20 protein-coding genes are annotated in these 20,827 nt (G+C 60.2%); 9 read left to right on the top strand and 11 right to left on the bottom strand.

Annotated features, from left to right (window positions below; genetic code table 11):
* Positions 1–54 precede the first annotated feature (54 nt).
* Positions 55–1,500, top strand: a complete 1,446-nt coding sequence (locus JSS95_07280) for a hypothetical protein (protein ID MBS1799614.1) — start codon at positions 55–57, stop codon at positions 1,498–1,500.
* Between the two features lie 16 nt (positions 1,501–1,516).
* Here the strand turns inward: JSS95_07280 and JSS95_07285 are convergent, their stop codons facing one another.
* A complete protein-coding gene (locus JSS95_07285; GenBank protein ID MBS1799615.1) occupies positions 1,517–2,200 on the bottom strand; it encodes a hypothetical protein in 684 nt (227 codons plus the stop codon).
* Between the two features lie 116 nt (positions 2,201–2,316).
* Here JSS95_07285 and JSS95_07290 point away from each other — a divergent pair, with 116 nt between their 5' ends.
* The 4 genes from JSS95_07290 (at position 2,317) to JSS95_07305 (ending at position 5,655) form a co-directional block, all read left to right on the top strand.
* Positions 2,317–2,910, top strand: a complete 594-nt coding sequence (locus JSS95_07290) for an RNA polymerase sigma factor (protein ID MBS1799616.1) — start codon at positions 2,317–2,319, stop codon at positions 2,908–2,910.
* Positions 2,907–3,485 (top strand): hypothetical protein, encoded by a 579-nt coding sequence (locus JSS95_07295; GenBank protein ID MBS1799617.1) that lies wholly within the window; start codon positions 2,907–2,909, stop codon positions 3,483–3,485. The genes JSS95_07290 and JSS95_07295 overlap by 4 nt, the downstream gene beginning before the upstream one ends.
* Positions 3,486–3,518: 33 nt before the next feature.
* Positions 3,519–4,343 (top strand): hypothetical protein, encoded by an 825-nt coding sequence (locus JSS95_07300; GenBank protein MBS1799618.1) that lies wholly within the window; start codon positions 3,519–3,521, stop codon positions 4,341–4,343.
* 301 nt (positions 4,344–4,644) lie between these two features.
* Positions 4,645–5,655, top strand: coding sequence for a tagatose 1,6-diphosphate aldolase (locus JSS95_07305; GenBank protein MBS1799619.1), 1,011 nt, complete (start codon positions 4,645–4,647; stop codon positions 5,653–5,655).
* 175 nt (positions 5,656–5,830) lie between these two features.
* On the opposite strand, the gene JSS95_07310 is transcribed toward JSS95_07305, so the two are convergent.
* The 3 genes from JSS95_07310 to JSS95_07320 all read right to left on the bottom strand — a co-directional run bounded on the left by JSS95_07310 (position 5,831) and on the right by JSS95_07320 (position 8,690).
* The gene (locus JSS95_07310; protein MBS1799620.1) at positions 5,831–7,414 is read right to left on the bottom strand and encodes a SulP family inorganic anion transporter; all 1,584 of its coding nucleotides are present in this window, start codon (positions 7,412–7,414) and stop codon (positions 5,831–5,833) included.
* A gap of 10 nt (positions 7,415–7,424) precedes the next feature.
* Positions 7,425–8,102 (bottom strand): carbonic anhydrase, encoded by a 678-nt coding sequence (locus tag JSS95_07315; GenBank protein ID MBS1799621.1) that lies wholly within the window; start codon positions 8,100–8,102, stop codon positions 7,425–7,427.
* Positions 8,103–8,267: 165 nt separating this feature from the next.
* The gene (locus JSS95_07320; protein ID MBS1799622.1) at positions 8,268–8,690 is read right to left on the bottom strand and encodes a hypothetical protein; all 423 of its coding nucleotides are present in this window, start codon (positions 8,688–8,690) and stop codon (positions 8,268–8,270) included.
* 103 nt (positions 8,691–8,793) lie between these two features.
* Here JSS95_07320 and JSS95_07325 point away from each other — a divergent pair, with 103 nt between their 5' ends.
* Positions 8,794–10,131: a hypothetical protein gene (locus JSS95_07325; GenBank protein MBS1799623.1), complete on the top strand. Its 1,338-nt coding sequence runs from the start codon at positions 8,794–8,796 to the stop codon at positions 10,129–10,131.
* Between the two features lie 7 nt (positions 10,132–10,138).
* Here JSS95_07325 and guaA read toward each other — a convergent pair whose 3' ends face one another.
* Genes guaA through JSS95_07350 form a run of 5 tightly spaced genes read right to left on the bottom strand, consistent with a single transcriptional unit; the run spans position 10,139 to position 16,410 of the window.
* Positions 10,139–11,734: a glutamine-hydrolyzing GMP synthase gene (gene guaA / locus JSS95_07330; protein MBS1799624.1), complete on the bottom strand. Its 1,596-nt coding sequence runs from the start codon at positions 11,732–11,734 to the stop codon at positions 10,139–10,141.
* A complete protein-coding gene (locus JSS95_07335) occupies positions 11,735–12,673 on the bottom strand; it encodes a hypothetical protein (protein ID MBS1799625.1) in 939 nt (312 codons plus the stop codon).
* Positions 12,674–12,684: 11 nt separating this feature from the next.
* Positions 12,685–15,306 carry a leucine--tRNA ligase gene (locus JSS95_07340; protein ID MBS1799626.1) on the bottom strand — a complete coding sequence of 874 codons (2,622 nt, stop codon included), beginning with the start codon at positions 15,304–15,306 and terminating at the stop codon, positions 12,685–12,687.
* Positions 15,307–15,361: 55 nt separating this feature from the next.
* On the bottom strand, positions 15,362–16,021 hold the full coding sequence (locus JSS95_07345; protein MBS1799627.1) for a hypothetical protein: 660 nt from the start codon (positions 16,019–16,021) through the stop codon (positions 15,362–15,364).
* Positions 16,021–16,410: a hypothetical protein gene (locus JSS95_07350; GenBank protein ID MBS1799628.1), complete on the bottom strand. Its 390-nt coding sequence runs from the start codon at positions 16,408–16,410 to the stop codon at positions 16,021–16,023. The genes JSS95_07345 and JSS95_07350 overlap by 1 nt, the downstream gene beginning before the upstream one ends.
* A 275-nt stretch (positions 16,411–16,685) precedes the next feature.
* Between JSS95_07350 and JSS95_07355 the strand changes: the two genes are divergently transcribed.
* Positions 16,686–17,399, top strand: coding sequence for an SDR family oxidoreductase (locus tag JSS95_07355; GenBank protein MBS1799629.1), 714 nt, complete (start codon positions 16,686–16,688; stop codon positions 17,397–17,399).
* Positions 17,400–17,413: 14 nt separating this feature from the next.
* Here JSS95_07355 and JSS95_07360 read toward each other — a convergent pair whose 3' ends face one another.
* The gene (locus JSS95_07360) at positions 17,414–18,283 is read right to left on the bottom strand and encodes a deoxyribonuclease IV (protein ID MBS1799630.1); all 870 of its coding nucleotides are present in this window, start codon (positions 18,281–18,283) and stop codon (positions 17,414–17,416) included.
* Between the two features lie 184 nt (positions 18,284–18,467).
* Between JSS95_07360 and JSS95_07365 the strand changes: the two genes are divergently transcribed.
* A complete protein-coding gene (locus tag JSS95_07365; GenBank protein MBS1799631.1) occupies positions 18,468–18,908 on the top strand; it encodes a hypothetical protein in 441 nt (146 codons plus the stop codon).
* Between the two features lie 82 nt (positions 18,909–18,990).
* The gene (locus JSS95_07370) at positions 18,991–19,710 is read left to right on the top strand and encodes a hypothetical protein (GenBank protein MBS1799632.1); all 720 of its coding nucleotides are present in this window, start codon (positions 18,991–18,993) and stop codon (positions 19,708–19,710) included.
* A 150-nt stretch (positions 19,711–19,860) separates the two neighbouring features.
* On the opposite strand, the gene JSS95_07375 is transcribed toward JSS95_07370, so the two are convergent.
* Complete coding sequence (locus JSS95_07375; protein MBS1799633.1) at positions 19,861–20,490, bottom strand: NAD(P)-dependent oxidoreductase; 630 nt, start codon at positions 20,488–20,490, stop codon at positions 19,861–19,863.
* Positions 20,491–20,827 lie beyond the last annotated feature (337 nt).

Raw genomic sequence — 20,827 nt, forward strand, 5'->3', positions numbered from 1 at the left:
TGAAGTCTGAAGAAACACTTCGCGAGCAATTCCTACTTTTCCGGAGAAGGTGACATGCGTTCATCCTTTGCTGCGTCTTTTTGTGTCTCGCTTGGCTTGCCTCTGCTTCTTGCCTGTAGCGGCGGAACATCCCCCAACCCCGGGCCCGATCCGAAGCCGGTTCCCGTCGCCGTCGCCATCTCGCCGTCCACGGCCAACCCACTGCTCGCGACTGCCGTGGGCTTCAAGGCCTCCGTGACCGGCGCCGCCAACACCGCGGTGCAATACTCCGTTGTCGAGCCGAATGGCGGCGACATCGACCCGGCCGGATCGTACTTTGCGCCAAAGACCCCGGGTGTCTATCACATTCGCGCCACCAGCCAGGCCGACCCAACAAAGTTCGCCGAGGCCGTCGTTACCGTCCGCGACTACCACGGCCGCATCGAGCGCCTCGCCCCTCCGAGCGACGGCTACGATGCCTTCGCCGCCATCCAGCTTCTCGACGGCTCCATCCTTCTCTCCGGCGGCCGCGGCATCAACGGCGTCCACAACCAGGCCGAGTTCTACCTCCCGGCGGAGGACCGTTTTCAACGCACGGGCGATATGGCCGTCAAGCGCATGTCCCACATCATGTTCGGGCTTCCCAGCGGACGCATCCTCGCCGCCGGTGGCTACGACATCGCCAGCGGGGCGCGCACGGGCGACCCCGTCATTCGCGGCACCGAGATCTACGACCCAGCCACGCGCCAGTGGACCGCCGGGCCGGAGATGACCGTTCCCCGCCGCGGCCACGTCTGGGCCAGGCTCGGCGAGGGCGACGGCCGCGTCCTGATCACCGGGGGAATCCAGCTCTACGGCAATGAGTTCGGCGCCTCCGTCAATACCGAGCTCTTCGACGCCGCGACCATGCAGTTCACCGCCGGGCCTGCCATGAATACCGGGCGCTGGCTCCACACTATGACGCGCCTTCGTGACGGCCGCATACTCGTCGTAGGAGGCCGCAGTAACAACTGCACCGGGCGCTGCCCCGTCTTCTCGCTCGACTCGGCCGAGCTCTACGATCCCGCAACCAGCACCTTCCGCCCCACCGGCTCGCTCCACGTCAGCCGTTACAACCACACGGCAACACTGCTCGACGACGGAAGGGTGCTGATCGTTGGGGGAGAGTCCACCGACAACCTGTCCACCGGCACCGACCAGGTCGCCGAGGTTGAAATCTACGACCCGGCAACTGGCGTCTTCACGAACGCCGGCCTGCTCCAAGTGGCGCGCGGAAGCCATACCGCAACCGTGCTCAACAACGGGCGCATCCTCCTCGCAGGCGGTGAGCGCATCAGCGGAGTGGCCACCACGGCCACCGAGATCTACGACCCCGCAAGCCGCACCTCGACGATGGGGCCGGACCTGAACGAGCACCACGTCCGCGCCCTCGCGTTCCGCAACACGGCCACGGGCGACGTCATCATCCTCTCAGGCTCCAACTCCAACCAGCCCGTGCCGGTCGCCGAGGTCTTCCGCTAGATCGCCTCGAAGGGCTCTAGTGGCACGCCGAAACGTCCTCAAACGCTCCGCCCGGAATCGCCTGCGACGCCATCCCCTGGGCACACGCCAGAATCTTCTTGTCCAGAGGATCGTTATCCAGCGAGTCGGGAGGGACATAGGTCAAGGTCGTCCGCAGCGCCAGGAAGCGGTCGCTCAACTGTCCCACCATCGCCATGTCGCTCTGTAACAGCGGCAACGCCTGCCGGTCGGCGTCCGTCGTCGCCGAGGCGGTCGCCATCGCCATCTTGTCCTGCGCTGTCCTGCGATAGTACGAGACCCAGCTCTCCTCCACCGGGTTGTTCGTCCGGATCGCGTTCTCGAGCGCGCTGCGCCACTCGCGTGCTACCGTCAGTTGCTCCACCCCCGCGCGCAGAAACTCCCGCGAGTATCCCTTGTCTTCCTTCGGCAACGGAGCTGGCTGTCGCGGTACAACCGGAGCGGCAGGGGCTGGAGCAGGCAGCGTCAGCACGATACGGTTGTCGTTAAATCCCAGCGTCGCACCTGACACACGTGCCAGCGCCTCGACATCGACGTAGGAGCGGCCATTGCGCGTAATCACCGGGGCCTGGCCTGTACGGCCGCTCACGGTCAGCACGGCGTTCTGCGATACGTGCTGCGATGAGCTCTGCGCCATCCCCACTGCCGTCATCCCCAGAAGCGCCAGCACTCTTACCATCATTTGCCTCCTCCACTGCCCTCATTTAGAAGATTACGCCCCTGCCATCCCCTCCCTTGCCCCAAGAAGTTCAGCAATTCATGGAACTCTTTGCCCGCACGGCGTAATCATCAACACACATGTTTAACGGCTGGCTCCATCATCGTTTCCAGAAGGACTCCGACACTGAGGTCGTCCTTGCTGCGCAACAAGGGTCCTCCGATGCCATCGCCGCTCTTTACGGTAGACATAGCCCTCTCGTCTACCGCTTCGTCCTTCGTCTCAGCCGTGACACTGCCACAGCGGAGGAGATCACCCAGGAGGTCTTCCTCGCTCTGCTTCGCCACACCGAGCGCTACGACCCCAGCCAGGCCTCGCTTTCCACCTGGCTCTGCGCCATAGCCCGCCGGCAGCTCTGGCGCCACTTTGAGCGCAACCAGCGTTTTGTCCCTTTCGATTCCGCAGACGATCACCTCGAACCCACCTCCCCCGACGACGGCCCAGATGAACTCCTCTCCCGCGCCGAAGCTATTGCCATCATCCGGGCCGGACTTGATTCACTCCCGCTCCTGCTCAAAGAGGTCATCGTCCTCTGCGAGCTCGAAGAGCTCACCTACCAACAAGCCTCCCTTATCCTCGCCGTGCCCATTGGAACCGTACGTTCACGTCTGCATCGCGCCAAGGCCAGACTCACCACCCTCCTGCGCACCTCTACGGAGAACCAGCCATTATGAACCGCACAAACAACCACGACGAAATCAATCTCGACCATCTGCTTGAAGACCTGCGTCGCGAGCATCGTTCCATCCAGCCGCCCGCTGCTCTCGTGGAGACCCTCATCGCACATCACAGCTCCGACGCTTCGGGCAATACTCGCCGGACAGCGGGGTCGCGTCTATGGTTTCTCACACTGGCAACTTCAACAGTTATAGCCATCGCTGTCCTGCTCCTCCGTCCGCATTCGGCGGCGGCGCCATCCGTCCTCCAGACACAAACCGCACCACTGCAATCAAGGCCCGCTCAAATACCACCCGCGCTCAACACAAGAGCGCAGCCCACTCCTCGTCCACTCGTAAAGCGTCCGACCACACGGCGGATCATGAGTTCACACGACTCTTTTGTCCAGCTCCCCACCAGCACGGGCCTTCCTGAACCAACCCAGGCCGTGCTCATTCGCACACGCATCGACACAAGTTCTCTTCGGAGCTACGGTCTTACCCCTCCGCCTCCAGGAGCGCCACAAACCATTCTTGCTGAATTTCTCATCGGCGATGACGGCCTGCCTCGCGCCATTCGCCTTGTTCGATAACCAGTCCCAACCTCTAACTCAACGGAGAGAAACATGAACTCAACATCCTGCACTCTCGCTTTTATCCTTGCAGCATCATCCTTTGCTCTGGCACAGCAGGCACAACCCTCCAACCTCGTTCAACTCGCAAGCCTCTCTGCATCGCCGGACGAATCCGCACAAGAGGCCGAGCGCGCCGCTCAGGCTGAGATCCGCGCAAAGAAAGAAATCCAGGAAAAGATCGAAGTTCTCGCCGCCCACAGCAAGGTCGTCGCCGGCAAGCCCTACTCTGCCAACTCCACTACAGAAGTCGTCCAGACCCTCACCGACGGCAATCGCATCGTCCAGCACAGCTCCAGCGTCTTCTACCGCGACAGCCAGGGACGCACCCGCCGCGAGCAGACCTTCCCCGGCTTTGAAAACTCTCCCGGCGAAACCAAGATCTTCATCGACGACCCCGTCGCCAAAAACGCCTATGTTCTCGATCCCCACGAAAAGATCGCGCACACCGTCTCTTCTTCTCGCGAGGTCATGCTCAAAATCGAGCGCAGCAACGACACCATGGCCAATGTCAAACTACCCAAGCTCGATGAGGCCCACGACATCACCTCCGACCAGCTCGGAACCATGAATATCCAGGGCGTAACCTGCATTGGCAAACGCCAGACCATCACCATCCCCGCCGGTCAGGTCGGCAACGAGCGCCCCATCGCCATCGTCACCGAGACCTGGTTCTCTCCCGACATCGATGCCGTCGTCCAATCCACCACCACCGACCCACGCTTCGGGCAGACCACATATACCCTCAAGAACCTTCAGCTCAAGGAGCAGCCTGCTGCATTGTTCGCACTACCCAACAACTACCGCCTCCTGAACTAGCACCAACCATCTCGAAATAGATCTCGAATTTTCCACCGGAGCCTGCCGGTACCCAAGCTCCGTCTCCGGGCTTGGGTTTCTTTCTTGACGATGCGACATAACCTGACAAAACGGTTTTCGAGTGAGAGCTGGACTCCCTCTCAACATCTCAAAAACATTGGCCGGGCGCACGGAGGTCCAAGCCTAAGTTCAGTTTTTCGAAGACCCTGCATACTTAGTTATGAGGGAGGGTGCCTCGCTGCGCGATCCTTTCAGCGCGTGTAAAATGGCAGCCAACCTCAATTTCAGGAGAAGAAGTGCAATGTCGAAGCTGACACCAGGGAAACTCGCAGGACTCAAGGCTGTATCCGACTCGCGCGGCGTCATCGCCGCCGCCGCCATGGACCAGCGCGGCTCGCTTCAGAAGTCACTCGCCAAGGAGCGCGGTGCCGCCGCCAACGGTCAGGATCTCGAGGAGTTCAAGGTCCAGGTCACCGACGTCCTCACCCGGCACGCCTCCGCCATCCTGCTCGACCCAGAGTTCGGTCTCCCCGCCTCCAAGGAGCGCAACAAAGCCGGGCTCCTGCTTGCCTATGAGAAGACCGGATACGACGCCGCCACTCCCGGCCGCCTGCCCGACCTGCTCGACGTCTGGAGCGTTCGCCGCCTGAAGGAAGCAGGCGCCGACTGCATCAAGATCCTTCTCTACTACACGCCGTACGAGAAGAGCGCCATCAACGACCACAAGCATGCCTGGGTCGAGCGTATCGGCGACGAGTGCCTCGCCCACGACATCCCCTTCTTCCTCGAGACCGTGGGATACGATGCCGAGGGCGGCGACGAAAAGTCTCTGGCCTACGCCAGGAAGAAGCCCGAGGTCGTCTCCGGCTCCATGGCCGAGTTCGGCAAGGACCGTTACAACGTCGATGTGCTCAAGGTCGAGGTTCCAGTCGAGATGTCCTTTGTTGAAGGAACAAAGGCCTTCAAGGGCGAGCGAGCCTACACCCGCGCAGAGGCATTGCAGCACTTCCGCGATGCCGAAACCATGACGCACAAGCCTTTCATCTATCTCTCAGCCGGAGTCTCGAACCCTGTCTTCATCGAGACCCTCGAACTGGCAGCCGAGTCGGGAACCAGGTTCAACGGCGTCCTCTGCGGCCGTGCGACCTGGAAGGACGGCATCCCGATCTTCGCCAAGCAGGGCGCCAAGGCCTTCCGGCAGTGGCTGGAGACCACCGGCGTGGAGAACATCAACAACGTCAACAACGCCCTCAAGGCCGCAAGCCCGTGGTACCTCAAGTTCGGCGTCAAGAGCCTTGCCGAGCTGGGCTGATATCAACCGTCTCTAAATATAAAAGCGGCGAACCATTGAGGTTCGCCGCTTTTTCTTTGTACTTTGTACTGCATTTACATCGTCTGTACTGCTCTCGAACAACGTCCTGCAAACTTGAAAAAAAAGAGCGGGGCCGACGGGATTGCAGCCCCGCTCCTGCGAAAAATCAATCTCTTTAGATCACGGTCTCGCTGACTCGCGTGCGATACCGCATATGCAACTTCTCCATCTCCACGTAGACGTGCTGGCCATTCTGCTCGCGCCGCTCCGTCCATCCCTCGATCACCTCAATGCAGGCGTGGTCGATATAGCGCAGGTTCACGCCGTGGATGTGGACCTTGCAGCCAGGCTTCACCTGATCGAGCGCCTGAGATATCCGCGGAATGGCGAGGAAGGTGCCGACACCGCTCAGGTGCACGTGCGTGCTGTCGCTCTCTTCCGTTACCTTCGCTTCAAGATGGGTGACCTTGTACAGCAGGCGGAACAGGGAGAGACCCACTCCAACCAGTACGCCAGTCAAAAGGTCCGTCGCCACAATGGTGAGCATTGATGCGAAGTAGATCAGTACCGGCACTCTGCCGAAGCGTCCCAGCTTCTTTATCTCCGCCGGCTTCACCAGCTTGATGCCGACCAGGACGAGCACCGCTGCCAGGCTTGCGGTTGGGATCATGCGCAGGATCGATGCGAAGAATACCACCGCAAGCAGCATCCAGGCGCCATGCAGAATGGCCGAACGCCTGGTCTCTGCACCGGCCTGTACATTGGCCGAGCTGCGCACAATCACTCCCGTCATGGGAAGCGCGCCAACCAGGCCGCAGAGCATATTGCCGACGCCCTGCGAGGCAAGCTCGCGGTCATAGTTTGTCTTCGACCGTGTCTGCATCTGCTCAACCGCGGCGGCGGAAAGTAATGTCTCTGCGCTGGCAATGAACGCAAGCGCCAGTGAGGTGCCGATGATCGCGGAGAGCTTGATCCCCTCTAACGAAGCCAGCGACGGCAGGGAGATCATCTCGCTGAGGTTTGCCGGGACCGCCACGCGGTGCACCCCGAGCGAAAGGGCCTGTGCGAGAGCGGTAGCTGCTGCAATCCCCAGCAGCGCTCCAGGAAGCAGCTTCAACTTTGCCGGGCGAAACTTCTCCCACAGCAGGGTGACGACAATGGTCGTAAGCCCTACCAGTGCAGCTCCCTCTTCCTTACTGCCGTTCAATGGGAACAGGCCGCCGAAGATCGCGCCCCACATCGCCACGATATTTGCAGGGCCGCTGTGCTCGGGAGACCGGTCGAGGACAACTTGAAACTGCTGGATCACGATCAGCACGCCGATACCTGCAAGCATGCCGTGGATCACCTCAGGCGATATAGCGCGGAACCAGCGGCCCGTCTTCAGAAGCCCGGCGACAAGCTGCACGGCTCCGGCGATCATCAGCAGTGGGCCAAGGGCCCCGACACCATGCTCCTTGACCATTTGAAAGACGATGACGGCGAGACCTGCCGCGGGCCCCGACACCTGAAGCGCCTGCCCGGAGAGAAACCCGACGACAAGGCCGCCGATGATTCCGGTGACAAGTCCCGCAGCCGGTGGCATGCCTGACGCAAGGGCTATACCCATGCAAAGGGGGAGGGCTACGAAAAATACAACCAGTGACGCCGAGAAATCTCTTAACCACGCAACCGAGCCAGACACTGCCGCACCCGGTGGAACTCCAACTGGGAGCTCGCCTGAATTCTTCTCTGGATAAATATCACTCGATTTACTCATACGATCTCCTTTACGCGATCTTTCGTTCTTGCCGGGTTCGTGGCTCGGGTGTTGCGAGCGTCTCAGGGAGCAGCGGGAAGAATGCGCCCTGCTGAGAATCAAGGCTACGGATTCCGCCACTCGCGATGTCGTACATCCATCCGTGAATGGCGAGCTTGCCCTGTTTCAATGCCTCGTCGACGGAGGGGTGCATCGACAGGTTCTGCATCTGGACGATGACGTTGGCCTCCGTCACGGCCTTCAACGTCTCCTCAAACGACATCGACGCTGAAGTCTTGAGCATCCTCGTCAGCCATCGCGCCGACGGTCCCGCGTGCTCCAGCCAGCCGCGCACGACCGGCAGGGATTCAAGCGCTTCGGGCTTCAGGATCGCCTTCATCGCTCCGCAGTCGGAGTGCCCGCAGACCACAATGTCCTGGACCTTCAGAGCGCGGACGGCGAATTCGATCGTCGCCGGAACACCGCTCCCTGTTTCAGTTGGAGGAGGAATCAGATTGCCCGCGTTACGACATGAAAACAGAGCGCCCGGACCGCACTGCATCATCATCTCGGGCATCACGCGCGAATCGGAGCAGCAGATAAACAAGGTGCCAGGGTTCTGCACGTTGGCGAGCTTCTCAAAGAGCTTTGCGTGTTGCGGGAAGACCTTGGAACGAAACCGGCTATAGCCATCGATCAGTTGCTGCATCGTCATCTCCATCGGCCCTGAACCTGAAGGCAGTCCGGCCGTTGTGATCGTCGAAACGGGTACACCCATGCAGAAGGCCTAAGAGCTTCGAGGAGAAGCTTTCGGATAACTCAGGCAGAAAGACGCCTGTGCCTACGCAAGATGCAGTTTTGCGACTGGAGAGTTCTAAGCAGCGATGGGAGGAGCCCGTCCAAGACCGGGCGCACGAGGAGCAGAGCCCAGGGCCACGACATTTTCGCGGGCGAGCAGTTCCTGCCGCTCTTCAGGCTGAGCGAGTACGAACGTCCGGGTGACGATAGCCGCCTGGAGGCTTGGGGTTCCCGCGGCCGGCCGCATGGAAAGAGCCGCCTTGGGAAGATGATCGACGACCGAGTGGTCGAAGACGGCATCGATAGACGACATCAGGTTGTAGCGGCTGTTGCGCGATCCCGCACGGCGCGTCGCGTGAACGGAGATATGCGAGTAGTTAACACGAGTATGGCGAACTAAATGTTCGCCATGTGTGATTCCCAGAATGCATAGAAGGTTAAGCCCGGCGAAGATTACACCCAGCAATAACTTGTTCGATATGGATTTCTGTCCAATCACGGCAATCGTATTTTGAATACTACGCTTATCGACGCAGATGTCAACCGGTCGTTATCACAAAAGCTGAGAATCCTTCAGTGGGCCTTCATATTCATTTCTTACCATGATGATCATGCTTTCCGGCCGCGCACACCACCTTCGATGGGTCCTTCCGATCGCTGCGTCGCTTGCGACGCATTTCGCAGTTTGCCAGACACCTGCCGCAACACTTCCTGCGGGAACCCCTCTGCCGGTCTACATCGACGATCACATTCCCATGCACGCTGGAGAACCGATCCGTGCACATCTGCTCTATCCCGTTTACGTCGGCAATGTTCTGATTCTTCCTGAAAAGACGATTGTTACAGGAGTGGTAAAAGAGCTTCACCCCAATCGCTCACAACGCAACAACGCGCGGCTCAACGGGGATTTCACGCCCTTTCATACGCCGGTAGTCGGCTTCACTGGGATCACTCTTCCCGATGGCACGACGCTCCAAATGACAACAAACACGGCGACGGATGGGGCGCCGCTTTACCGGCTCGTCGCTCCGCCTCCACGCAAAGGCGGATTCATTCGCAAGCAGTACGACACAGGCATGCTGATTCTCCACGAACAGCTTGACGTGATCACGGCTCCACATAAGGGCGATCGCCTTTTGCAGCTTTTCTATCGCCAGCTCCCCTATCATCCTGAACGCATCGAGAGAGGAACAGCATGGACGATCGAGACAACAGATCCCGTCGAGATTCCAGCACAGCCCGCATTTCCTGTTGCCGCAACAACTCCCGATAAGACGAAGTCCCCGGCTGCACACGACTCTCAGCAGAGCTGGTTTGTACAGGCATATCTCGGCAAAGAGCTGAGTTCCGCTACAGCAAAGGTGGGCGAGCCAATCAAAGCAACCGTTGCCGAGCCGATCTACAACCCTGACCACACCATTGCCGTGCCGCAGGGCGCGACGCTGGTGGGGGCCATCACCAAGGCAAAGCCAGCCCGCCCCTTCGGCCGCGCCGGAACACTGGGCTTTGACTTCAGCCAGTTGATTTTGCCTGACGGTTACACGCAGAGCATCCAATCGGAGTTGAAGGGCATCGACTCGGCATCCACCGTCGATCTGGAGATGAACTCCGAAGGCAAAGTTCAGCCGAAGCCGCAGGACAAGATCGTCGTCCCACTTCTCCTTGCGCTGCTCGCGACCCGTCCTCTTGACGAAGACAGAGACTTCCAGGGAGGCCGAAACTTCGTAGGAGCAAATGGCTTCGGCCTGATCGGCAACATCGTCGGCCTTGCCGGTGGCTCAAAGTATGTCGCCACAGGTATCGGGGCCTATGGCACTGCCATCTCGCTGTATCGCCGCTGGATCGCCAGTGGCCATCAGGTCACCTTCCCTCCCGACACGCGCATTGTTCTCCAGACGACGGCACGGAAGTCTACCGTACTGAAGCCTTCATCTCGCTAGAATGCCTCTACTCCCACTCGATCGTGCCAGGCGGCTTCGAGGTAATGTCGTACACCACGCGGTTGATCCCGCGCACCTCGCTCACGATGCGGCTGGAGATGGTTCGCAGCACCTCGTATGGCAATGGGGCCCAGTCGGCGGTCATGCCGTCTTCGCTCTCCACCGCACGGATCGCGCACGTGTACGCATACGTGCGCTGGTCGCCCATCACGCCCACGCTCTTCACCGGCAGCAGCACAGCAAAGCTCTGCCACACCTTGCGGTAGAGTCCCGCAGCCTTAATCTCCGTGACAACGATCTCGTCGGCCTCCTGCAACAACGCCACACGATCGGCTGTCACCTCGCCCAGAATGCGGACCGCCAGACCGGGCCCCGGAAAGGGCTGCCGCTCCAGAATCTCTTCCGGCATACCGAGATCACGGCCGATGCGCCGCACCTCGTCCTTGAAGAGATCGCGCAGCGGCTCGATCAGCTTCAGCTTCATGTCCTCCGGCAGACCGCCGACGTTGTGGTGGCTCTTGATCGTGTGCGAGGGCCCGTGCACGCTCGACGACTCGATCACGTCCGGATACAGCGTTCCCTGCACCAGCCACGCAACTTCCTCGCCCGCGCTCTTTTCCGCTTCGAATATCTTCGCCGCCTCGTCGTCGAAGACCGCGATGAACTCGTTGCCGATGATCTTTCTCTTACGCTCAGGATCGGTCACGCCCGCCAGCTTCGTCAGGAAGCGTTCACCGGCATCGACAGCGACCACGTTCAGGCCAAGGCCCTCGCGCATCGTCTTCTGCACCTTGCGGAACTCGTCCTTGCGCAGCACGCCGTTGTTCACGAAGATGCACGTCAGCCGGTCGCCGATCGCGCGCGCCACCAGAACGGCCGCAACCGACGAGTCGACGCCGCCGCTCAGACCGCAGATGGCATGGCCATCTCCCACCTGCGCCTTGATGCGCTCTACTGTCGACTGGATGAAGTGCTCGGGCGTCCAGTCCGGCTTTGCGCCGCAGATGTCCAGGCAGAAGTTCTTCAGCAGCTCCATTCCCTGCCGCGTGTGCGCGACCTCGGGATGAAACTGCACTGCCCACATCCTTCGCTCCTCGTTCGCAATTCCAGCGACGGCGTTCGCGGTCTTCGCCGTCAGACGAAATCCCTCGGGCAGCGTCTTCGCTTCATCGCCGTGCGACATCCACACATCGAGCGTCTGCGGCAGGCCGCGGAACAGCGCCGTCTCCGCGACGACGCTCACCTCCGCGTGGCCGTACTCCCGCGCTGGCGCGGACTCCACCTTGCCGCCAAGATGATGCGTCATGAACTGCAAGCCGTAGCAGATGCCAAGCACCGGAGTGCCCATCGCCAGTACTGCGGGATCGGCCGCGGGAGCGTCGGCATCGTAGACCGAGCTCGGGCCGCCCGACAGGATCACGCCCTTCGGCTTCAGATCGCGAATCTTTTCAAGCGGCGTCGTGCAAGGCAGCACGACTGAGAAGACGTTGAACTCGCGGATACGCCGCGCGATCAACTGCGTATACTGCGATCCAAAATCCAGAATGACTATCGTTGAGGTGTCCACACTTCGAGTGTAAATGGCCGCGCGCGTCGGGCGCATTCATCTGCCGCCGCGGTCCTCATACGCCTTCCACAGGCGCATATATCCCACAAGACGGGCCACATGGAAGAAATCGGAGGCGACGAAGTAGAGCACCGCCACGCCCGCCCACCACGTATAGAGAAACTCCGTCGTGGCAATACTCTCAAACGGCAGCGGGGTCGCGGAAAAGACCATCGCCAGCACGATCAGCGCAATCTTGACGATTCCCATCACCAGGTTGATCTCCACCAGCTTGCTCTTGAGCGGCCCCAGCCGAAAGGCATCTCTCAGGCTCGCAACAGGGCCGGTATCGTGCAGCATCGCCAGCAGCGGGGCCACGCCGAAGATCCAGCTCACGACGGCCCACAGCGTAAACAGCCCCAGCGTCGAAACGATCGCAAGTGCGAAGTAGCCGACCAGGTTAGGCTCGCCCCCGCGCAGAACGGGACCAGTGACGGTCGCGCCAGCAGCCCCCTGCAAGCACAGGAACCACAATACGAAGCTCGCCGTCAGCCCCGCCACGCGGATCGCCTGTAGCGCCATCAGCGTCCACGGCCGCGAGTGCAGCGTGGGATCGATGCGGCGCATCACTACCGTCCGCCCCAGCGAGGACCACACAACCCACGTCACCAGCAGCAGAGGCGCAAGCCACACCGCGACCTGCATCAGCGGAGGCAGCAGCACATCCATCGCAACGGCAAGCGTCTCCGCCGCCTGCATCGGCTGCGTCACGGTCATCTTCTCAAGCGCGACCACGTTCAACGGCACAGAGGCGTACAACCGTGAGCCCACACGCCAGAGCAAAAGCAGCGCCGGAATGCCATAGACCCATCGCCACAGCACCTCCAGCAAAGTCAGTGAAGGCCGCGACCAGCACTCCGACAACACGTGAACGAACGACTGCGTCGCACGAACTTCGCCACCTGCGGTCGAGACGATGACGTCTCCCTTATTCATGGCCCTTTTCACTACTTCACCACAAGGTTCACGAGCTTGTTCGGCACGACGATGATCTTAACCACCGTCTTGCCCGTAATCCGCGCCTTCACCTTTTCATCGGCAAACGCGGCCGCCTTCACCGTCTCCTCGTCGCTTCCCGCCGCGACCTTCACCACGTTCACCAGCTTGCCGTTGACCTGCACCGCAATCTCAACCTCGTCTTCGCGCGCGAGCTCTTCGTTGGCCGCTGGCCACATTGTGCGGAAGACCGTGCCCTCGCCGCCGATCTGCTCCCACATCTCCGCCGAGAAGTACGGCGCAAACGGAGCGAGCAATAGCACCAGGTTGCGGAAGATCTCCGCCACTGCCGCCGGCGAAACCTCGCCCGCGTCGATGGCCGCCTCCGCCGCGACAAGCTCGTTGATTAACGTCATGATCGCCGCAATCGACGTATTGAAGTGCCAGCGTCCGCTGAAGTCGTGCGTGATCTTCGCAATCGTCTGATGCAGCTTGCGCAGCAGCTTCTGCTCGGTTGCAGAACCTCCAGTCAGCGCCGCATCTGAAGCAGTTCGCGTCGTCTCCGCATACTTCGTGGCCAGGCGATAAACCCGCCCCAGAAACCGGCTCACACCGGCGACGCCTTCTTCCAGCCATTCCAGGTCGCGGTCCGGCGGCGCCGCAAACAGCGCGTACATCCTCGTCGCGTCCGCGCCATAGCGCGCAATCATGTCGTCGGGCGAGACCACGTTGCCCTTCGACTTCGACATCTTCGCGCCGTCCTTGATCACCATGCCCTGCGTAAACAGCCGCTCGGCAGGCTCATCGTTGCGCACCAGCCCCAGGTCGCGCATCACCTTCGTCCAGAAGCGCGAGTAGATCAGGTGCAGAATCGCGTGCTCCACGCCGCCGATGTACTGATCGATCGGGAACCAATAGTCCGCCTTGCCGCTGTCGAACGGCGCCGCCGCATTCTTCGCGTCCGTATAACGGTAGAAGTACCAGCTCGAGTCGACGAACGTGTCCATCGTGTCGGTCTCGCGCTTCGCCGGCCCGCCGCACACCGGACACGTCGTGTTGAGGAACTCCGCGACCTTGCCCAGCGGCGAGCCGCCCTCCTGCGTAATCTCGATCCGCTCCGGCAGCAGCACCGGCAACGCGCTCTCCGGCAGCGCAACCACGCCGCCCGGCTCCACTCCCGCGTGGCCGTTCTGGCAATACACCATCGGGATCGGCGTCCCCCAGTAGCGCTGGCGGCTTACTCCCCAGTCCTTCAGGCGGTACGTCACCGTCGGCTCGCCAAAGCCCTTCTGCTTCGCGAACGCTGCCATCTTCTGCTGCGCCTCGACGCATCCGAGCCCCGTCCACTCGCCCGAGTCCACCAGCACGGCATCGTCTTCCGCCGTGAATGGAAGCTCCGGTTCGCCGCCTACCCTCGGAGCGATCACGCGCTTGATCGCAAGGCCATACTTCGTCGCAAACTCGAAGTCGCGCTCATCGTGCGCCGGAACGCTCATGATCGCTCCCGTGCCGTAGTCGGCGAGGATGTAGTTCCCCACCCTGATCGGCACACGCTCCCCGTTGAACGGATTCACCGCGAACCGCCCCGTGTCGACGCCATGCTTTTCGATGTTGCCCAGCTCGTCGGACTCGCGCGCCTTCTGCTGTTCGGCCAACAGCGCTTCAATCTTCGCCGCAAGCACCGAGTCCTCGGCCGCAAACGCCTTGGCAACGGCATGTTCAGGAGCAAGCTGCACCGAGGTCGCGCCGAAGATCGTATCCACGCGCGTTGTAAAGACCGTGATCACATTTTTCGAAGTGTCATCCTGAGCGGAGCGCAGCGCAGTCGAAGAGCCTGCCCTGAGCTTGTCGAAGGGATCTGCGTTTGTTTTTCCAACCGCGCCATCGACGGCAAAGTCAACCAGAGCCCCCTCGCTGCGGCCGATCCAATTGCGCTGCATCGTGCGAACCTTCTCCGGCCAGCCCTCAAGCTTGTCGAGGCCGTCCAGCAGCTCATCCGCATACTTCGTGATCTTCAGAAACCACTGCGTCAGGTCGCGCTGCTCGACAATGGTCTCTTCGTGCCGCCAGCAGCGGCCGTTCACCACCTGCTCATTCGCGAGCACAGTCTGGCACTCCGGGCACCAGTTCACCTTGCTCTTCTTGCGATAGGCGAGTCCCCTCTCAAACATCTTCACGAAGAACCACTGGTTCCAGCGGTAGTAATCCGGCAGGCAGGTCGTCACCTCGGTCGACCAGTCATAGCTCAAACCCATGCGCCGCATCTGCTTCTTCATCGCCGCGATGTTCTGCAACGTCCACTCGCGCGGCGGAGTATTGTTCTTGAGCGCGGCATTCTCCGCCGGCAGCCCGAAGGCATCCCATCCCATCGGGTGCAGCACGTTGTAGCCACGCATCCACATATGGCGCGCCAGCGCGTCGCCAATGGAGTAGTTGCGCACGTGCCCCATATGCAACTGCCCGCTCGGGTACGGCAACATCTCGATGCAGTAATACTTCGGCTTGCCCGAATCGTGTCCTTCGGCGGCGTACAACGCGGGATCGGCGTCCCACCGCGCCTGCCATCGTGCCTCAATCTCCGCCGGGTTATAACGCCCCAGGCGCTCGTTCTCGTCCTTCACAATCTCAGCCATATCTCTGATTGTAAAGAAAAACTCGCGCCCTACCGGGCAAAACGCAGAACCCTCACTACTTCGTCGTCACAGGAGTGACAGCGTCCTCAGCCTCCAGCCGCTTCACGCGCCTGAAGGCGACAACCTCGCCCTTCTGGTCGCAGACCATCTGCCACAGCTCGCCGGTCTGCTGGTTCAGAAGAAAGGTGTGCGCCTGCATTCCATGATCGGTCTTGTGGACAGCGGACTGCACGACCGTGAAGTGCAGCGGTACCGCCGCCACAGGGTCCTTCGTCCGGACGATGCGAAGCATGAAGAAAAATACGCCGAGAATCGCAGCCAGGTAGAACGACCAGGTAAAGATCCAGTACCACAGGTTCAAACTCGTCTGCGACTGCTTCAGCTTCGTTTCACGGTCGCGCTGTTCCTTCGCGAGCCTCGCCGACTCCACGGGATCGGGGATGAGCACCGGCGCCGCCACCTTCGCCGCAAGCTCCGCAATCAGCTCTTTCTTTCTCCGAACGTTGTTGAGCCACAGCAGATACACGACGCCGCCGAAGCTGCTGATCCCGAATAGCAGCACCACCGCCGCAAGGCACGCCTTCGCCTCCTCCGGCAGCTTCGCCCCCTCTTCCGGATGCAGAAAGACACCCGCCATCACCGCGCCGGAGATCCCCACGATCCACTTCACGGCGTCGATGTAACCCAGGGCCGCGTCTTGAGCTGTGTCAGCCATCAGACCTCATAGCCGGGCGGCTTCTCCATAAACGCCGTCAGATCATCCGGCATCAGAAGCTTTCCCTTCCGCGCTGCGGCCTTTTTGATCACATCGTCCAACATGTACTCACCCTCCTGCAGCCAGTGGTGGAACATCTCTTCCCGTCGCTTTCCCTTCACCCGCGAGGCCCGCGTCAACAGAAAGCCCATGATCTCCAGCATCTTCGCGGTCACTCCCGCAGCGAAGACAACCCTCCCGTCGTCCCTCGCCTTGAAGAGCGTGTTGACGCAGGACATCATCACTGTCAGCCCGACGTTCATGTCCTCGCCAGAGATGTCCCAAAAGCTCTCCGCGCCGGAGACGTTTGTCCAATCCATCGTCGGGGAATCATCGAAATCGGGGGCCATGGTCAAACTCCGGAGCTGGATTTGGCACCAAAGGCGGGGAGGTTGTGAAGTTACCCCAGATTCCCTTCCTTGCGCAAGACAAATCCTTCCAGTCTCAACGGTGTCCTTCCCCGGAGAAACCGCTTCCCTCAAGCGTGTGTTATTCCGGGCGACCGCGGAGAGCCGCGGAATCCCCCGTATTTCGCCCGTAGCGCCTACAATCTCCGGTCGCCACTCCAAGCATCGAAGCCAAGCCTTATCCTTGAACAAGAAATTACCCGAGATGAGGGGACGTCATGACAGAAGAACTCAAAGGACAGATCGCCGTCGTAACCGGAGCCGCGCGCGGCATCGGTGCCGCAATCGGCAGGCAGCTTGCCTCCATGGGAGCGACCGTAGTTTTGGCCGCACGCGATCAGTCCCTTCTCGAACAGGTTAAGCACGAGATAGAAAACGCCGGCGGAGCAGCCGAAGCCATGGAACTCGACCTTCTCGTCGAGTCCTCTGTTACCAGCCTCGCAAAATCTGTCGAAGCCCGTCACCGCCGCTGCGATATCCTCGTGAACAACGCGGGAGTCGGCCTGCTCGGCAAGCCGCTCACTGAGCTCGCCCCCTCGGAGTGGGACACAATGATGGGCACAAACCTGCGCGGCCCCTACCTGATGATCCGCGCGTTTGCGCCAATGATGATCGCCGCGCGCTCCGGCCACATCGTGAATATCTCATCGCTCACCGGCCACAACCCCTTCCCCAACGGAGCAGCCTACTCTGCATCAAAGTGGGGGCTCAACGGCCTCACCTACTCCGTCGCCGAAGAGCTGCGCCCGCACAACGTCCGCGTCTCCGCCGTCGCTCCCGGATCGGTCAACACTGGCTTCTCGACCAGCAATAAGAATGGCGACAAAAAGATTCAGCCCGAAGACGTAGCTCGCGTCGTGGCCATGCTCGTCACGCAGTCGCCGCAGTCTTTTGTCAGCGAAGTCCTGATGCGCCCAACGCAGAAATCCTAGCCAAAGTCATAAACTCACCCCGCAGAAAGCGCCCGCAGCACCCCGACATTCCTCGCCTCGTCACCCGGAGCATCTACCGGCGTCTCCGCAATAAACGCGCAGTGTGCAAACTTCGGCTCCTTCAGCAGCCGGCCAAATGCCGCGGCCCCAATCGTTCCCTCGCCGATGTGTTCATGCCGGTCCAGCTTCGACCCCATCGCCGCCTTCGCGTCGTTGCAGTGCCACACCTTCACCTCGTCGAAGCTCACCGTCGACTCGATCAGCTTCATCGTCTCGATGTAGCCATCGGCCGTCACAATGTCGTAACCCGCCACATGCACATGGCAGGTGTCGAGACACACCGCCACCGGAGCGCACGCCTTCAGGCACTCCACCAGCTCGGCCACCTGCTCCAGCTTGCCACCCAGCGAGAACTCGGCGCCAGCGGTATTTTCAATCAGTATCCTGAAGTTCTTCCCCGCAAAGTCGATCCCCTCGATGGCCTTCTCAATCGACTGCGCCGCCAGCGTCAGCCCCTCTTCGCGAGTCAGCCCCTTCCAGCTCCCCGGATGCAGCACCAGGTACTCCGCCCCCAGCGCCAGCGCCCTCTCCACCTCGCCACGAAACGCCTTCGTCGAGTTGTCCCTCACGCTCTCCGTCTGGCTGCACAGGTTGATCAGATAGCTCGCATGAATGGCGACCGGACCAACATCATGCTTCGCGCGCAACTCAGCCATCTTCGCCGCGTCCGCAGCCTTTACCGGCGACGCCTTCCACATCCGCGGGCTCGCCGAAAATATCTGGAACGTATTCGCCCCCGCCGCAACCGCGCGATCCACCGCCGTCCACACACCGCCGCCTGTGCCTACATGCACACCAATTCGCTTCTTCGTATTCGCTGCCATCCCTTCAGCCTAACTCAATGCATCTCTAATGGGTGTCATCCTGAGCGAGCGCAGCGAGTCGAAGGAACTGCGGTCTGCTTCTCCAATCCAAACAAATGTTCTCAGTTTGTCGTCCACCACTACCAGCCAGCAACGTTCAAACAACTGTTATGCTGAAGCCGCTGCCTGAGTACGAAAGGACACCATGGCCACTCCGCAAAACTACAAGAACCACGCTCGTCTCGATCCGCCGATGCACCTCTTCGTCTTCCCTGTCCTGTTGATCAACCTTGGCGTTTCCATCTACGTTGCCATCCACTTCCGCCATGAATACCCCTGGCTCGGCCACTGGTCGATTCTCTTTGCCCTGGCGCTGCTCATCCTCGCCTTCAAAACCCGCATGTACTCCCTCAAGGTGCAGGACCGCCTCATTCGTCTCGAAGAACGTCTCAGGCTGGCCGCGCTGCTACCCGCAAACGAGGCAGCACACATCAACGATCTCACCACAAGGCAACTCATCGCCCTCCGCTTCGCCTCCGACGAGGAACTACCTGCCCTCGTCCACAAGACCCTCACCCAGAACCTCGAGCCTAAAGCGATCAAGCAAAGCATCACCAACTGGCGAGCCGACGATCATCGCGTCTAGCGATAAGCCGACTTTTCGGTACAGATGCTGCAGTGTCAAGAGAAGGATCGATAGATATCTCTCCGTAGAGGCTCTTATGTCATTGATGCCTATCGTGCACGCGTCGCTTGCCGAACGATTTATCTTCAACTTCCGCCTGCCAGTGGAGATGCTCGCCACCTATCTACCCTTACCTTGGCTAACTCCCCAAGAAGTTCATGGGTACGGCATCGCATCATTTTGCATCCTCGATCTGCGAGGAATCACGGTTGCTCCGTTGACCACGACTATTGGTCTTTCCAGTATCAGCTGTGCTCCGCGTTACGCCGTGCTTGACCTTTCGTATGGGCAGGCGACTCCGGCTGTCTTCGTCACCGAGCGGCAGACGAACTCTGCCTTTGGCGCATGGTTTACCTCATTGGGTTTCTCGGCACCTCACCCGCAGGTGAAGGCAGTAATCGATCATCAAGGCGAAAGAACGCTGTTGCGAGTCGATAGCTCGGACGATGGATTGCTTTTTGCCGCGACTGTCCGCCCTTCCACCGAGACGAACTCAGAGTTGTTTACATCCCAACAGGAGTTCGCCGACTTCATTGCGCAAGGCGTCAGTAGCTACGGGCGTTCGCGGCACGGATCACGCCTGACGAAGGTCGATTTGCAGAAGGACGATGCTGAATATACACCGCTGGAGATCTCTAATCTCGACGGCGCATTCGTAGATGATTGGAAGCGTCACGGCGGTGTTTTCGATAGCGGATTTCGTACTCGCGGGAGCCGTTACGAGTGGACGTATCGCGGCCTAACGGACGAAGTTTCACAATGATCGGTCGTGAACTCGTCTCGCAACGACAAAGGTGAGTTCTACGCGTCAAGAACTACGGTCGGCATAAGTAACGACAAACGCCGTTCCATCAACTGCCTGCAAAAAGACAAAAGGGGCGGCCCCAAGGCCGCCCCTTGCCCTCACCAGCGATCAATAGCCAACCGAGAACAAAGCACGCTCATGCTTGGGCTTCTCAATCTCGTCCACCAGCGCGATGGCGTAATCCGCAAACGAGATCTTGCTCTCGCCCTTCGCATCCGTCACCAGTTCCTTTGTGCCCAGGCGAAACTTGCCGGTTCGCTCGCCCGGGACGAAGAACGCCGCCGGAGCAAGATAGGTCCAGTTGATGTCCGATCCCTTCAGCACTTCCGCTGCCTTCTCATGCGATACGGCAATCGGCATGTAGGCCTCGGGCAGGTGGCCCGATTTAATGAGCGACACTCCGGGCGCAACCTCCAACTGTCCTGCGCCGCCAACCACCAGCAACCTCGGCGCACCGGCCTTTTTTACCGCGTCGATCTGCAGCTTCGTTACATCGATCAGTTTGTCGGTATTGTCCGGCGGAGGCTGATAGGCCGAAACCACGACATCCGCGCCCTTGATGATCTCCGCAATCGCTCCGGCGTTGGAAAGATCGTCCGTCTTCGCCGTCACCTCAGGCTGCGCCTTGAGCTTCTCAATGTTCCGGGCGACTCCGGTCACCTTATGGCCGCGCCTCAGCAACTCCTTCACAATCTCCGAACCCGCATTTCCCGTCGCTCCGTAAACGACAACCTTCATCTCTTCCTCCCTCAAAGCTGGATGACCAACACTCCTTCTGATGTAGGTATCTCTACAAAAGATGCAGCTTTAGCAACAAATGTCGTTTATTTGCGCTTTGGATCACCCACAAAGAGAGGTCTCCTCAATCGTTGTCAAGCCCTCCATTTTTCGTAAACATCACAAACAAAATGAAATAACACCAAAAAATAATGTGCCTGTTTGATATCTCCAATCGGCTACACTGGAAATAGTCCATAAAAGACGAAAAGCCCCGGAATGATCCGGGGCTAACTCTTTTTGAATCTATATTTTGCGGAAATTACCTTTTATTTTCAAGACTTCTCAGGCGAAGTCC

This window comes from Acidobacteriota bacterium, from assembly GCA_018268895.1.
Lineage (GTDB): Bacteria > Acidobacteriota > Terriglobia > Terriglobales > Acidobacteriaceae > Edaphobacter.